Annotated in this window: 13 protein-coding genes; 4 read left to right on the top strand and 9 right to left on the bottom strand. The window is 72.0% G+C overall.

Annotated features, from left to right (window positions below; all coding sequences use genetic code 11):
* Positions 1–48: 48 nt before the first annotated feature.
* Entirely contained in the window at positions 49–390 is a 342-nt protein-coding gene (locus tag Q9R47_RS03200; RefSeq protein WP_311231752.1) for a serine/threonine protein kinase, read from the top strand.
* A gap of 21 nt (positions 391–411) precedes the next feature.
* Here the strand turns inward: Q9R47_RS03200 and Q9R47_RS03195 are convergent, their stop codons facing one another.
* From Q9R47_RS03195 to Q9R47_RS03175, 5 genes are read right to left on the bottom strand one after another with little or no spacing between them, the layout of a single operon-like run.
* The gene (locus Q9R47_RS03195) at positions 412–1,419 is read right to left on the bottom strand and encodes a diguanylate cyclase domain-containing protein (RefSeq protein ID WP_311231751.1); all 1,008 of its coding nucleotides are present in this window, start codon (positions 1,417–1,419) and stop codon (positions 412–414) included.
* A 47-nt stretch (positions 1,420–1,466) separates the two neighbouring features.
* A complete protein-coding gene (locus tag Q9R47_RS03190; protein ID WP_311231750.1) occupies positions 1,467–2,312 on the bottom strand; it encodes an SDR family NAD(P)-dependent oxidoreductase in 846 nt (281 codons plus the stop codon).
* The gene (locus Q9R47_RS03185) at positions 2,309–3,112 is read right to left on the bottom strand and encodes a citryl-CoA lyase (RefSeq protein ID WP_311231749.1); all 804 of its coding nucleotides are present in this window, start codon (positions 3,110–3,112) and stop codon (positions 2,309–2,311) included. Before Q9R47_RS03185 ends, Q9R47_RS03190 begins: the two co-directional genes overlap by 4 nt.
* A 17-nt stretch (positions 3,113–3,129) precedes the next feature.
* A complete protein-coding gene (locus Q9R47_RS03180; RefSeq protein WP_311231748.1) occupies positions 3,130–4,647 on the bottom strand; it encodes an AMP-binding protein in 1,518 nt (505 codons plus the stop codon).
* A gap of 51 nt (positions 4,648–4,698) precedes the next feature.
* A complete protein-coding gene (locus tag Q9R47_RS03175) occupies positions 4,699–5,736 on the bottom strand; it encodes a tripartite tricarboxylate transporter substrate binding protein (RefSeq protein WP_311231747.1) in 1,038 nt (345 codons plus the stop codon).
* A 100-nt stretch (positions 5,737–5,836) separates the two neighbouring features.
* Here Q9R47_RS03175 and Q9R47_RS03170 point away from each other — a divergent pair, with 100 nt between their 5' ends.
* A complete protein-coding gene (locus Q9R47_RS03170) occupies positions 5,837–6,661 on the top strand; it encodes an IclR family transcriptional regulator (RefSeq protein WP_311231746.1) in 825 nt (274 codons plus the stop codon).
* Positions 6,662–6,689: 28 nt separating this feature from the next.
* Here the strand turns inward: Q9R47_RS03170 and Q9R47_RS03165 are convergent, their stop codons facing one another.
* The 4 genes from Q9R47_RS03165 to Q9R47_RS03150 all read right to left on the bottom strand — a co-directional run bounded on the left by Q9R47_RS03165 (position 6,690) and on the right by Q9R47_RS03150 (position 11,162).
* Positions 6,690–8,351 carry an L-lactate permease gene (locus Q9R47_RS03165; RefSeq protein ID WP_311231745.1) on the bottom strand — a complete coding sequence of 554 codons (1,662 nt, stop codon included), beginning with the start codon at positions 8,349–8,351 and terminating at the stop codon, positions 6,690–6,692.
* A gap of 134 nt (positions 8,352–8,485) precedes the next feature.
* The gene (gene mnmA / locus Q9R47_RS03160; protein WP_311231744.1) at positions 8,486–9,622 is read right to left on the bottom strand and encodes a tRNA 2-thiouridine(34) synthase MnmA; all 1,137 of its coding nucleotides are present in this window, start codon (positions 9,620–9,622) and stop codon (positions 8,486–8,488) included.
* A 91-nt stretch (positions 9,623–9,713) separates the two neighbouring features.
* On the bottom strand, positions 9,714–10,196 hold the full coding sequence (locus Q9R47_RS03155; RefSeq protein WP_311231743.1) for an NUDIX hydrolase: 483 nt from the start codon (positions 10,194–10,196) through the stop codon (positions 9,714–9,716).
* Positions 10,197–10,259: 63 nt separating this feature from the next.
* On the bottom strand, positions 10,260–11,162 hold the full coding sequence (locus tag Q9R47_RS03150) for a DMT family transporter (protein WP_311231742.1): 903 nt from the start codon (positions 11,160–11,162) through the stop codon (positions 10,260–10,262).
* A gap of 132 nt (positions 11,163–11,294) precedes the next feature.
* On the opposite strand from Q9R47_RS03150, the gene Q9R47_RS03145 reads away from it, so the two are divergent.
* Both Q9R47_RS03145 and Q9R47_RS03140 read left to right on the top strand, forming a co-directional pair.
* Positions 11,295–12,176 (top strand): LysR substrate-binding domain-containing protein, encoded by an 882-nt coding sequence (locus Q9R47_RS03145; protein WP_311231741.1) that lies wholly within the window; start codon positions 11,295–11,297, stop codon positions 12,174–12,176.
* A 430-nt stretch (positions 12,177–12,606) separates the two neighbouring features.
* Complete coding sequence (locus Q9R47_RS03140; RefSeq protein WP_311231740.1) at positions 12,607–14,214, top strand: hypothetical protein; 1,608 nt, start codon at positions 12,607–12,609, stop codon at positions 14,212–14,214.
* Positions 14,215–14,250: the final 36 nt, after the last annotated feature.

Raw genomic sequence — 14,250 nt, 5'->3', positions numbered from 1 at the left:
TGCATGCATCGGCTGGCCTACCGCCGGCATCCATCCAAGGAGCCTCCCATGCGCACACCTCCCTCCCTTGACGACGAACCCGGCATCGACCCCACCGACGACCCCACGGCGGAGCTGCCCGAGGGCGACGACATCAACGACCACCTGAATGCCGAACGCGACGTGTCCGACGGCATCGACGAGATCTCGGTCCAGCCCTTCGACGATCCGCGCGAGGGCGGCCCGCTGAATTTCGACGACGGCACCACCATGGGCTATCCGCGCGGCAAGACCGGCCGCGAGGGCGGCACCTGGGAGGCCGAGGGCGGCGACAGCGGCGACCTCGAGCCCCCGGCAGAAGTAATGTCCGACCGCAACGGGCCGAGCGACCCCGAGGGCCGGCGCGGCTGAGCGGCGCGGCCGCGTCCCCTCTCAGCCCGCGGCGGCCCGGGCCGGGCCGGCCGCGGAGGCCGGCGGGCCCGCCGGTTCCGGAGAGACGACGACGCGGTTGCGGCCCCCCTGCTTGGCCTGATAGAGCGCCTGGTCCGCCCGGCGCAGCACCTCGCCCGCCGTCTCTCCCGGGCCCGCCAGCGCGGCTCCGGCGGAGCAGCTGTAGCGGAAATCCGGCGCACCGGGCAACGGGGCGCGGCCGGACACCGACACCAGCAGCCTGCGCAGCAGATCCTCGGCCTGCGCCATGTCCATCCCCTGTAGCACCAGCAGGAATTCCTCCCCGCCGATGCGCCCCGCCAGATCGTCCCGGCCGGCGGCGAGGGCGAGCTGGGCCGCGAAGTCCTTGAGCACCAAGTCGCCGCCCGGATGCCCGAATCGGTCGTTCACGGCTTTGAAATGGTCGATGTCGAGGATGGCGACGACCATCTGCTGCGCCTTGCTGGGCCCCAGCTTCTGCTTCAGGATATCCATGGCGTAGCGGCGGTTGCCCAGGCCGGTCAGCTCGTCGCTAAGGGCGGATTTCAGGGCCCGGTCCCGCTCCTGCCGCAGGTCGCGCAGCCCGGTGCCCAGTTCCGATACGTCCGTCAGGACGCACAGCATCCAGCCGCCGGGCAGCGTGGTTTCCGTGGTCAGCACCCAGCGCCCGTCCTTCAGGTTCGTCTCGATGGTCCGGTACGGCAGCTTGCCGCGCCGGCTCCTGGCGGACCGCAGCCAGACGTCGAAGTCGTCCGTCTCGACCACGGTGCCGGTGGAGGCGTGGTAGCCCTTGCGCATGAGGCCTTCCCACGAGGGAAACTCGCCCGGCGCCAGGCCGAGCGATGCGCGGAAGGCCGGATTGGCATAGTGCAGGCGGTCGTCGGCATCGAACAGGGCATAGCCTTGGCGGGATGCCTCGATGAGCTCCGTGAGCTGCTGCACCGGCAAGGCGCCCCGCCCCTCCGCCCCCATCGTGGGCGGCGGCGTCCGCAACGCGTGTGATCCCGGCATCGTCGTCCCTCCTGTCGAGCTGATCGACAGTATGGACGATGCGGTCTCTACGCGTACTTCCCCGTCAGCCCGCCGTCCACCACCAGCTCCGTGCCCGTGACGTAGGCGGCGGCATCCGAGGCAAGGAAGGCGCAGGCGTGCGCCACCTCCCACGCCGTGCCCATGCGCCCCATGGGCACCTGCCGCGCGCGGGCGGCGCGGGCCTCGTCCAGGCTGGTGCCGGAGAACATCTTCGCCACCGTGCCGGCGATGCGCGGCGTGTCGATCAGGCCGGGCACCACGGTGTTGGCGCGGAGGCCGTGGGGCGCGTACTGCTGCGCGATCATGCGCGTGAACTGGGTCACCGCGGCCTTGGTGACGCTGTAGGCCAGGTGCGGATAGCCCACGTAGCGCATGCCGGCCACCGACGAGATGGCGATGACCGAGCCGCGCCCGCGCTCCACCATGTCCGGCAGCACCTGCTGCGCGCACAGCAGCAGGCTGCGCACGTTCACCGCATGGATGCGGTCCAGGTCGTCCGCCGTCGTCTCCAGCGGGCCGCCGGTCTTGCCGATGCCCACGTTGTGGTGCAGCACGTCGATGGCGCCGAAGCGCGCGCGGGCCTCGGCGAAGAGGCGCTGCACGTCGGCCTCGAGGGCCACGTCGCCCACGAGGGTGGCGGCCTCGCCGCCCTCCGCCAGGATGAGCGCGGTGGTTTCCGCGGCCGACGCCGCATCGCGGTCGGCCACGCAGACGGCGGCGCCCAGGCGGGCATAGGTCACGCAGGCGGCGCGGCCGATGCTCCAGCCGGGGCCGGCCGAGCCGCCGCCGGCGACGAAGACCACGCGGCCGGACAGGTCCAGCGGCAGCGCGGGCGGGCGGCGGGCACCGGGATCGGTGTCTTCGCCGCTCATGTCGGCGCCCCGCCGTCCGAAGGCTTGCCGCCCTCGCCGACATAGGGAATGGCGTGCTCCACGGTGTCCCAGATGAAGCGGCCCGAGGGGCTCTGCTGCTCCTCCACGATGTGCGCCACCAGCCCCGCCGCGCGGGAGATGACGGCGAAGCCGCGCATCACGCCCGTGGGCACGCCGATCTCGCCCAGCAGCGCGGCGACGGCGCCCGTGGCGTTGATGGTGATGGGCCGGCCGGCGACCGCGTCCACGGCCTTGGACAGCGTCTCCAGGGCCCGGACGTGCCGGCCGGCGAGGTCGGGCTCGGCGCGCGCCAGTTCCAGCAGCTTGTAGGCGCGCGGATCGACCGGCTTGTGCAGGTGGTGGCCGAAGCCGGGCACGGCGCTCTGGTTCGCCTTGCATTCCCGCGCGATGGCCTGCGCCTCGGCATCGGGATCGTCGGCGGCCATGATGCGGTCGAGCAGGCGCGCGCAGTTCTCCATGGTGCCCACGAAGGAACTGCCCACGGCCAGCAGGCCGGCGCTGACGGCGCCCTGCAGGTTCTCCGGCGCGCTCATGTAGATGAGCCGCGTGGCGATGGCGCTGGGCGTGAGGCCGTGCTCCATGAGCACGATGAGCACCACGTCGGCGATGCGCAGGTCCACCGGGCGCGGCGTGCGGCCCAGGATCTGCATCAGCATCACCTCGGTGAAGGTCTTCTTGCCCATCAGGTCCTCGACCAGGTCGGCGTCGCGGTAGTGCAGGCTGGTGAGGGTGTGCGTGCACAGGCGGGTGACGGGGGCGTCGTTGCGGACGGATGTCATGGAATGGGTTCTCCGGTTCAGGGGGTGGCGAGCGCCTGTTCGCGCACGGCGTTCTTGAGCACCTTGCCGACGGGCGAGCGCGGCAGGCTGTCGAGGAAGCGGATGCGCTTGGGCGTCTGCACCGGGCCCAGGCGCTCGCGCACGAAGGCGATCAGCTCGGCCTCGGTGGCGGCATGGCCCGCGCGCAGCTGCACGGCGGCCTGCACCGCCTCGCCCCACTTGTCGTCGGGGATGCCGAACACGGCGCATTCGTGGACCGCCGGGTGCTGGCCGAGGGCGTTCTCCACGTCCACCGGGTAGACGTTGAAGCCGCCGGTGATGACCAGGTCCTTGAGGCGGTCCTTGAGGTAGAGGTAGCCGCGCTCGTCGATCAGGCCGCGGTCGCCCGTGTGCAGCCAGCCGTCCACCAGGGTTTCGGCGGTCTTCTCGGGCAGGCGCCAGTAGCCGGTCATGAGCAGGTCGCCGCGCGCCACCACCTCGCCCACTTCGCCCGGGGGCAGCAGGCGGCCGTCGGGCGCCATGACGGCCACGTCGCTGAACCAGGTGGTGCGGCCCACGGCGGCCCAGTTGCGCTCGTCCTCGAAGTCCTCCGGCCGCATCACGGTGAGGATCTGCGGCGCCTCGGTCTGGCCGTAGGTGGTGCCCAGAACCGGGCCGAAGAACGCACGCACCTCGCGGATCTTCTCGGGCGGCATGGGCGCGCCGCCGTAGATCAGCCGGCGCAGGCGGGGAAAGTCCGCGCGGCTGGCGCCGGGCAGCGCCATCAGCATGTACACCAGCGTGGGCGGCATGAAGCACACGGTGCCGCCGCGCTCGCGGAAGGCCGTGCGCACCGCCTCGGCGCCCGCGCCCTGCAGCACCACGTGGCAGCCGCCCTGCGCCAGGATGGGCAGCAGGTAGGTGGAGGTGCCGTGCGTGATCGGCGCGGCGACGATGTAGCGCTCGTCTTCGCCAAAGCCCCAGGCCTGGATCTGGTTGGCGATGTTGGCCATCCAGGCGCGGTAGGGCTGCATCACGCCCTTGGGCGCGCCCGTGGTGCCGCCGGTGAACTTGATGGCCTGCGTGGCGCTGTCCGGCAGGTCGAACACCGGGCGCGCCGCGCCGGCATGGCGCTCGGCCAGGGCCTGGACGGTGGGAACGGCGCCCGCGCCGTGCTCCGCGCCAGCATGGGTGTGGATGCGTTCGCCGGGCGCGCCTTCCAGCAGCGGGGCGCATTCCGGATCGAGCACCAGCAGCGAGGGCGCGGTCGCATCGACGATGCGGCGGATCTCCGGCTGCGTGCTCTTGGGATTGAGCGGCACCCACACCTTGCCGCAGGCCAGCACCGCCAGCAGCGCCGCGATGTGGTCGGCGCTGTTGTGCGCGCAGATGCCGACGCGGCTCTGCGGCGCCGGGTCGCGCGCCACCAGCGCCGCGGCCAGGGCCGCCACGCGCGCCGCCAGCGCGTCGTAGCGGATGGCGCCCTCCGGCGCGTCGATGGCGATGCGGTCGGGCCAGCGCGTGGCGGCCCGCCAGAAGAAATCGATCGGGAACATGGGTCGGAGAACTCCTGCGAAAGTGCTGCTGGAAAGGCTCTGAAGAGCGGCTCACTCGGCCTTGGCGCCGGAGGCCTTGACCACCTCGCGCCAGCGCTGGATCTCGGCGGCCGTGAACGTGCGCATCTGCTCGGGCGTGCCGGGCTCCGGCGTGGCGGCGAGGTCCTGGAAGCGCTGGCGCACGTCGGGCGCGTTCAACACCTTGACCAGTTCGGCGTTCACGCGGTCGATCACGGGCCGGGGCGTGCCCGCGGGCGCGGCCAGGCCGAACCACGACTGCACGTCGAAGCCCGGGAAGCCCGATTCCGCCACCGTGGGCACGTCGGGCAGCAGCGGCGAGCGCTGGGCGCTGGTGATCGCGATGGCCCGCAGCCGCCCGACCTGCACGTGCGGCAGTGCCGAGGGCGTGTTGTCGAACATCGACTGCACCTGTCCGCCCAGCAGGTCCGTGACGGCCGGCGCGCTGCCCTTGTAGGGCACGTGCAGCATGTTGAGCTTCGTCTGCATCTTGAACATCTCGCCCGAGAGGTGGATGGACGAGCCGCTGCCCGACGACGCGAAGGTGATGCCGTCCTTCGACTCCTTGGCGAAGCGGATGTAATCGGCCACGCTTTTGACGGGCAGCTGGTTGTTCACCACCAGGATGTTGGGGATCTTGGCGATCAGGCCGATGGGCTCGAAGTCCTTCTGCGGGTCGTAGCCCAGCCGGCCGTACAGCGAGGCATTGATGGTGTTGGCGATGGTGAAGACGTAGAGCGTGTAGCCGTCCGCCGGCGACTTGGCCACCACCTCGGCGCCGACGTTGCTGTTGGCGCCCGCGCGGTTGTCCACCACCACCGGCTGGCCCAGGCGCTCCCCGAGCTTCACGGCCACGATGCGCGCGATGACGTCGGTCGCGCCGCCCGCCGCATAGCCGACGACGAGGCGCACGGGCCGGGCGGGCCAGGCCCCCGCGGCCTGCGGCTGTGCCTGCGCGGGCGGCGCGGCGAGGGCCGTGGCGGCCGCGCAGGCGATGGCGCCCAGGGCGGCGGTGAAAGCCGGCAGGCGCCGGCGCGTGAAGGGGCGAAGGGTCGGGTGGGTCACGGTCATGGTCTTGTCTCCTGGATGCGACACGGTGCCGTCGCGGCCCGCGTCGCGCGGCCTTGGGGCACACTGCGCACGGACTTCATCGACACCCGGATTCTTCGCAATGCCCTCTCGCACCACGAATCGAAACGTCCGGCCAGCGGACGATCAGGCCCGCGTGCCGGTGCCGGCGGAGGACGACGACGCCGGCAGCCGCACGCTGCGGCGCGGCCTGCAGGTGCTCGATGCGGTGCTCTCGGGCGGGCCGGATGGCGTGCGCGTGGTGGACCTGTGCCGTGCCGCGGGGCTGGAGCGGCCCACGGTGTACCGGTTGCTGGCCACGCTGCTCGAAGGCGGCCACGTGGCGCGGCAGGGGCGCTTCCGCTACGTGCCCGGGCCGCGCATGGCGGCGCTCGCACCGGCCGGCGCGCAGCCCAACCGCGCGGTGCACCTGCAGCCGCTGCTCGCGCGCATCAGCGCCGCGTGCGGCGACGCGGCGTTCGCCATCGTGCGGGAAGGGCCGCTGTCGCACTGCATCGCGCGGCAGGTGGGCACGCACCCGGTGCAGATCCTGGTGATCGAGGTGGGCACGCGCCAGCCGCTGGGCGTGGGCGCCGCCGGCCTCGCCCTGCTCGCCGCCCTGCCGGATGCGGAGGTGGAGGCCATCATCGCCGCCAACGCACCGCACCTGCCCACCTACGGCGGCATGACGCCGGAGCGCATGCGCCTGCTGGTGCGCGCCACGCGGGAGCGCGGCTGGTCCGTCATCGGCAACCACGCCACGCGCGGCGTGCTGGCCGTGGGCATGGCGGTGCGGGACGCGCGCGGCCGGCCGGTGGCGGCCGTCAGCGTGGCCACCACGCTGGCCCGCCTGCCGCGCGAGCGCCAGCAATTGGTCGCGCGCACCATCCGCGATGCCCTGAAGGAACTGCCCCCGGGCTCCATGTGACGCCGCAAGGGCCGTGCCGGCCGCCCGCTCAGTGCACCACCATCAGCGTGAACGGCCAGACATACGCCTGCATCGTCACGTACAGCCCCACCAGGCAGGCCAGCGCGATGGAGTGGAAGAACACGTAGCGCAGGATGTCGCCCTCGTGGTCGAACCAGCGCGTGGCCGTGGAAGCGACCACGATCGATTGCGCGTCGATCATCTTGCCCATCACCCCGCCCGAGCTGTTGGCCGCGCCCATCAGGTTGGCCGACAGCCCCAGTTGCTCGGCAGCCACCTTCTGCATGCCGCCGAACAGCACGTTCGAGGCCGTGTCCGAGCCGGTGAGCGCCACGCCCAGCCAGCCCATCAGCGTGCCGAAGAACGGGTAGAGCACGCCCGTGTTGGCGAACGCCAGGCCCAGCGTGGTGTCGGTGCCCGAGTAGCGCGTGAGCGTGCCCAGCGCCAGCATGAGCACGATCGTGAGCAGCGAGTACTTCACCAGCCAGATCGTCTTCAGGAAGGTGCGCACGATGGCGACCGGGTTGTACTTCATCAGGAAGGCGCTCACCACCGCCGACAGCAGGATCGCCGTGCCGGTGGCCGACAGCAGGTTCAGCGTGTAGACCGCGCCCTCCTTGGTGGGCACGGGCACGACGGGCGGCACCTTCTCGATCAGGTTGTGCAGCCCCGCCATGGGGAAGGACGGCGCGAACAGGCCGTTGAGCCAGGCCTTGACGGGCGGCAGGCCCCAGATGAACACGAACACCGACAGGATGGCCCAGGGCATCCACGCGGCCACCAGCTCGGCGCGGGTGTGGCGCGCCACGGGCTGCGGGGGCTTGGCCTCGGCCGCGCTCACGTCGTTGCCGCGCAGCGAGGGCGAGGTCCATACCGATTTCGGCTTCCAGACGCGCAGGAAGGCGATCAGGCAGACCATGGAGACGATCGCCGCGATGATGTCCACCAGCTCCGGCCCGATGAAGTTGGAGACCAGGAACTGCGGCACCGCGAACGACACGCCCGTGACCAGGATCGCCGGCCAGATCTCCACCATGCCCTTGCGGCCCGCGAAGGCCCAGATCAGCCAGAACGGCACCAGCAGCGAGAAGAACGGCAGCTGGCGGCCGACCATGGCGGTCACTTCCATCACGTCGTAGCCGTGCACCTTGGCGAGCGTGAGGATCGGCGTGCCCAGCGCACCGAAGGCCACCGGCGCCGTGTTGGCGATGAGCGAGAGCCCCGAGGCCGCGAGCGGCGAGAAGCCCAGCCCGATGAGGATGGCCGCCGTCACCGCGACCGGCGTGCCGAAGCCCGCCGCCCCCTCGAAGAACGCGCCGAAGCAGAACGCGATAAGCAGCAGCTGGATGCGCCGGTCCTCCGTGATGCCCGAGAGCGAATCCTGCAGCACCTTGAAGCTGCCGTTCTGCTCCGTGAGCTGGTGCAGGAAGATGATGTTGAGCACGATCCAGCCGATCGGCAGCAGGCCCGTGAAGCCCCCCAGCAGCGCGGCGCGGCCCGCCATGTCCGCCGGCATGCCGTAGGCGAACACGGCCACGAGCAGCGCCGCGACGAGGCCCATGCCCGCTGCGATGTGCGCCTTGATGTGGAAGAAGCCGAGGGCTGCGAGCATGACCACCACCGGGATCGCCGCGAGGGCGGTCGAGAGGACCATGCTGCCGAACGGGTCGTAGATTTGCTGCCAGGCCATGCGCTTGTCTCCGTTGGATGAATGATGATCACCGCAGCGGGGCATTTCTCAAAGCGCGGCAGCACCGGGGAAGGCGAACTTTCCCGCGTGCGGTCACAGGGACAAACCCTCTGGCCGGGGCCGGCGGTCTTGCGCTAGACCGTGCCGGCGTCCGTGCCCGCGGCCGTGATCACGCCGCCGCCCAGGCAGACGTCGCCGTCGTACAGCACGGCGCTCTGCCCCGGCGTGACGGCCCACTGCGCCTCGGGGAACGCGAGGGCGAAATCCCGCCCCTCGGCCTGCGCGACGGTGCAGGCCGCGTCCTGCTGGCGGTAGCGCGTCTTGGCCGCGCAGGCGCCCGTGGCCGGGGGGCGCCCGGCCACCCAGCTCGCGTCGGTGGCCTGCAGCGTGTGCGACAGCAGCCACGGGTGGTCGTGCCCCTGCACCACGCGCAGCACGTTGCGCTCCACCTCCTTGCGCGCCACGAACCACGGCGCGTGCTCGCCGCCGCCGCGCTGCGCGCCCTTGTCCTTCACGCCGCCGATGCCCAGGCCCTGGCGCTGGCCCAGTGTGTAGAACGACAGGCCCACGTGGCGGCCCAGGCTGCGGCCGCGCTCGTCCAGGATCGGGCCGGGCGCATGCTGGATGTAGCGGTTCAGGAACTCGCGGAACGGCCGCTCGCCGATGAAGCAGATGCCGGTGGAGTCCTTCTTCTTCGCGTTGGGCAGGCCGATCTCCTCCGCGATGCGGCGCACCTCGGTCTTGCGCAGCTCGCCCACCGGGAACAGCGTGCGCGAGAGCTGCGCCTGGTTCAGGCGGTGCAGGAAGTAGCTCTGGTCCTTCGCCGGGTCCAGCCCCTTGAGCAGTTCGTGCAGGCCGGTGGCGGGGTTGTGGCGCACGCGTGCGTAGTGGCCGGTGGCGATCTTCTCGGCACCTACGCGCATGGCGTGGTCGAGGAAGGCCTTGAACTTGATCTCGGCATTGCAGAGCACGTCGGGGTTGGGCGTGCGGCCGGCCTCGTACTCGCGCAGGAACTCGGCGAACACGCGGTCCTTGTACTCGGCGGCGAAGTTGACGTGCTCGATCTCGATGCCGATCACGTCGGCCACGGCCGCGGCATCGACGAAATCGATGTTGGAGGAACAGTACTCGCTGTCGTCGTCGTCCTCCCAGTTCTTCATGAAGATGCCCACGACTTCGTGGCCCTGCTGCTTCAGGAGATGGGCTGTCACCGCGGAATCCACGCCGCCGGAGAGGCCGACGACGATGCGCTGCTTGGGGGAGGCTGTCATCCCCGGGATTGTATTTTTCGCGCGGCGGGCCTGCTCGCGGCATGCGCCAAAGACCTGCCGGCGGCAGGCCGCCAACGTGACCGCGGCCGCTTCAGCTCCCGCGCAGCACGCTCGGGTCGGTGTGGATCATGCCCACCGGGTGCCGCTGCCCGGCGAGGTAGTCCTCGATGCAGCGCATCACGAGCGGGCTGCGGTGGCGGTCGGCGCAGGAGCGCAGTTCCTCGGGCGTCATCCAGACGGTGCGCACGATGCCGTCGTCCAGCGTGCGCCAGGCGTGGTGCGCGCCCAGCGTGCCGGCGAAGGCGAAGCGCAGGTAGGTGATGTCGTCGCCCGTGCGGCTGCGCGTGAAACGGTTGAGGTAGACCCCCACCAGCGCGGTGGCGGTGAAGTCGTAGGCCGTCTCCTCGAGCACCTCGCGCACGCAGGCCTGCTCGGGGGACTCGCCGGGATCGAGGTGCCCGGCGGGATTGTTGAGCCGCAGGCCGTCGGCCGTGTCCTCTTCCACGAGGAGGAAGCGGCCCTCCTGCTCGACGACGGCGGCCACGGTGACGTTGGGTTTCCAGCGGTGGGGCATGGCGCGCATTATGACGATGCGGCACCCCTGCGGTCCCGTCGGACATCGCCCCATTCCATCCCGTCACGGCCGCGCGGGCGCCGGCCGCAGCACCAGCCAGAGCGCCAGCGCGATCAGGCCGCCGCCCACGGCATGCGCGCCGGTCACGGCTTCGTCCAGCAGCAGCCAGCCCCAGGCCACGCCGAATGCCGGCACCAGGAACGTCACGGCCAGCGCCTTGAGCGGCCCCTCGTCCGCGATCAGCCGGAAATACAGCACGTAGGCCCAGGCGGTGCAGAGCAGGCCCATGGCCAGCAGCGCCCCCCACACCGGCGCAGGCGCCGCGCCCCACCGGGCGGCAAGGCCGGGCTGGCTGAAGGCCTGCCATGCCGCCCACGGTGCCAGCGCCAGCACCGCGCCCCACTGGCTGCCCAGGGCGACCAGGCGGCTGTCCAGCCCGCCGCGGGCGGTGATCCAGCGGCGCGTGAGAAAGCCCGCCAGCCCATAGCAGCCCGTGGCCACCAGGCAGGCCGCGATGCCCAAAGCGACCGGCATGCCCAGGGCCACCGGCCCGGCCTGCGCGAGCACGGCCACGCCGGCCATGCCGAGCAGCACGCCCGCAGCGCCCGCGCCCGTGATGCGCTCGCCGAAGGCCGCCGCGCCGATGAGCACGCCCATGAGCGGCGTGGTGGCGTTCAGCATCGCGCTGTAGCCGGCCGGCAGCACCCGCGCGGCGAGCGCGAACATGCAGAACGGAATGCCCGAGTTGACCACCCCGAGCACGAGCACCGCCCCCAGGCGCCCGCGGAACGCGGGGCGTTGCCGCGTCAGCGCCACCAGCGCCATCAGCCCCAGGGCGGCGAGCAGCACGCGCCCGAAGGCCGTGGGCACGGCCCCCAGGGCCGGGACGGTGTAGCGGGTGAAAAGAAAGCTGCCGCCCCACAGGGCGGCGAGCAGCAGGAGGCGCAGCAGGCTGGCGGAAGACATGGCGGAATGCAATCCCTGGCAGGGTGGAGGAAACGGTTGGCCGGCATGCGGCCGCAGTGGCATTCTCTTCAGCAGGCCGCAGCCCCGGCAAACGATTTATCCTGTCAGTCTGTTTAGCTGGCTTGAACAGTCATGCGCCTTCCTCCTCTCGCTTCCGTTCGCTTCTTCGAGTCGGCGGCCCGCCACCTGAGCGTACGCGCCGCCGCCGCGGAACTGCACGTGACGCCCGGCGCGGTATCGCAGCAGCTGCGCGGGCTCGAAGGCTTCCTGGGCTGCGCCCTGTTCGAGCGGCTGCCGCGCGGGCTCGCACTCACGCCGGCGGGGCGCGACTACCTCGTGGCCTGCGCAGAGGCGCTGGCACTCATCGGCCATGCGACCGCACGCCTGCAGGCGCTGGGGCAGCGGCGCGTGGTGCGGCTCAGCTGCACCGCCGGCTTCGCGGTGCAGTGGCTGGTGCCGCGGCTGGAGGACTTCGCGCGCCGTGCGCCGGACGTGGACGTGCACGTGAGCACCACCGACCGCGTGGTGGACCTGGCGTCCGAGGACATCCACTTCGCGGTGCGCCATGGACTGGACGTGGCGGCGGGGCTGCAGGCCGAGGTGCTGTTGGCCGACGATCTGGTGCCGGTCTGCAGCCCGCGCCTGATCGCGCCCCGGCGCATTCCCCGCATCGCCGACATCACCGGCCACCGGTTGCTGCACGACGGACACCGCGGCGACTGGCGGCTCTGGTGCGATGCGAATGGAGCCTCCGGGGTGGACTGCAACCAGGGCGTGGTGTTCACGCACTCCAACGGCACGGTCGAGGCTGCGCTGGCGGCCCGGGGCTTCGCCCTGGTGCGCAAAGGCTTCGTGGCGGAAGAGCTCGCGGCGCGCACGCTCGTGGCCGTGCGGTCGGCCGCAGTGGCGACGCCGCTGGCCTACCGGCTGGTGTACCGGCCCGAAGTGCTGGTGGACCCGGCCCTGCGCAGCTTCCGCGACTGGATCACGGCGCAGGCCGCCCTCGCCTCCTGAACCGGCGCCTCGCCGGACGGCCCCGCCGCGCGCTTCGCGCCCGGGGGGCAGGTATTCGCGCGCCCGCATGCGCAGGGCCCCGGCTCGTTCAGGCTCGGGCTTGTTTCGATCATCCCATCCAATGCCTGCGATCACCCCCCCTTCCTTCGCTCCTGCGCCCCCGCAGCGTCCTGTGGCCTCCGCGGATACGGCAGCGCCCGCCGCCAGCCCGCCGCGTGAATCCGCGCGCGCTGCTGCGCCGGAGGGACTCCCCTCCCCCGCCCGGCGGTCCGTGCGCAGCGACGGTGGCGCCACGCCGCCGCGGTCGCCCGGGCTGCGGCCCGCTCCGCCGGCCTCCGCGCCGGCCACCGCAGCCGGCAGTCCCGCCCACCCGCAAGAAGACGGGCCGGGCACAGCGGACGACTCATCCGCGCCCGGTGCATGGACGCGCATGGGCCAAGCCGCCAGGGCGCTAGGGCGGCTGGCCGACGCCCGCACGGCGGTGATGCGCGGCGACGATGCGGAGTTCGTGCAGGCGCTCCGAGGCCGGGGCGATACGGAGCGCGGCGCGATCCCGGCCGGCGGCACGCTGCCGGAACTGCGGACTGCCGCGCAGCGCCTGCGCGGGCGGCTGCTGGCCCCGGACGTGCCCGGCGAACTCCAGGCGCACTTCGGGGGCAGGCTGGCGCACCTGGATTCCACGCTGGAGGCCCTGCAGACCGAGCAGCCGCTGGCGCGCCGTGCCGCGGTCTATCTGGGCATGAATGCGCTGCTGCCCATCGTGCCCGTGGCCATCGCCTTCCACGGCCACCAGAACCAGTTCGAGGCCGAGCTGGCCGGCCTCTACGCCAAGACCGCGCTGATGGCGATCGGCTCGGCGCGCTCCCCCATGGGCGCGAACCGGCACAGCGCAATGGACCATTTCATGTCGCGCCACTACATCAACGTGGTGCAGGCGGCGATCTTCGCACTGCCCACGTTCGTGCCGCAGCTGCACCGGCTCAACGGGCACCCGGCCTTCAACGTGGGCGCGGGCATGGTGTCGACTGCGGCGCTGTTCCTCGGATTCCTGGGCAAGGAAACGAGGGAGGTCGTGCAGCGCATGCGCCACGGCGTGCCGGACCCGGCGCTCGCCGCGGTCGGTACCCGGCTGCAGGAAGCTGCGCGCTTCCCGGCAGCGCCGCCGGAGGCTCCGCAGGGGGCGGCCGGCCCCGACAGCGAGGGCGCGGCGCAGGCCCTGCCCGCCGGGCGCGAGGCCGCCATGATCGCGCGCGCCACGCTGGCACAGGCGCTGGAGCAGGCACGCAGCGACCAGAAGGCCGTCACCGACGGCAAGGCCGGCTTCCTGGCGCAGGGCAAGGAGCTGAGCCCGGTCACCAGCAAGCAGGTGACGATGGTCGCGGATGCGTTCCTGGCCATCGCCACCGACCTGGAGCGCGTACTGCATCCCGCGGGCATGCCGGAGCAGGCGGCAACGGCCGCCGGCGGTGCGGAGCGGGAGGCCCAGGCGGCCGAGCGCACCGCGAAGTACGCCCTGGCCGCCTTCACAGGCGCCGTCTGCGCGGCCACGACCGGGCTGATGTACCCCGACCGCATCGGCATGGTGGACCTGTCCTCCGACGCGGCCTTCACCGTGGCGCTGATGGTGGCCAATGCCCGCAATCCCAACGTCACGCGCCGCGATGCGCTCGACGAGTTCAAGTCGTTCGCGGGACTCAGCCTCGTGATGATCGCGGTGCTGACGGCCAACCACGCCGGGGACGACTTCATCGAGAAGAACACCACCGGCATGCTGGCGGGGGCGGCGGCCATGGCCCTGCTCAACGTGACCATTCCCGGGCCGGTGGGCCACCTGGCGGGCGCGGGCCTGGAGAAGATGTATGCCACGCTGCAGTCGCTGCGGCCCGCAGAGCTGTGGGAGACGCTGCGCGGCGTGGGGCACAACGCGCTGGAGATGTTCCGCAGCCGCGCACAGGGCGCGGCGCGGGCGCCCTCCACCGTGCAACTCGAAGAAATTCCGGATGCGGGCGCCCCGCACTCACGGACTCCGGCGCGTTGATACAAAGGGCAGGGAACGGAGCGGCGATGATGCGGC

Origin of the sequence: Acidovorax sp. PRC11, from assembly GCF_031844105.1 — a bacterium.
Lineage (GTDB): Bacteria > Pseudomonadota > Gammaproteobacteria > Burkholderiales > Burkholderiaceae_C > Paracidovorax.
Note: the sequence above shows the minus strand (reverse complement) of the source record. Positions and strands in the feature narration are given on the sequence as shown.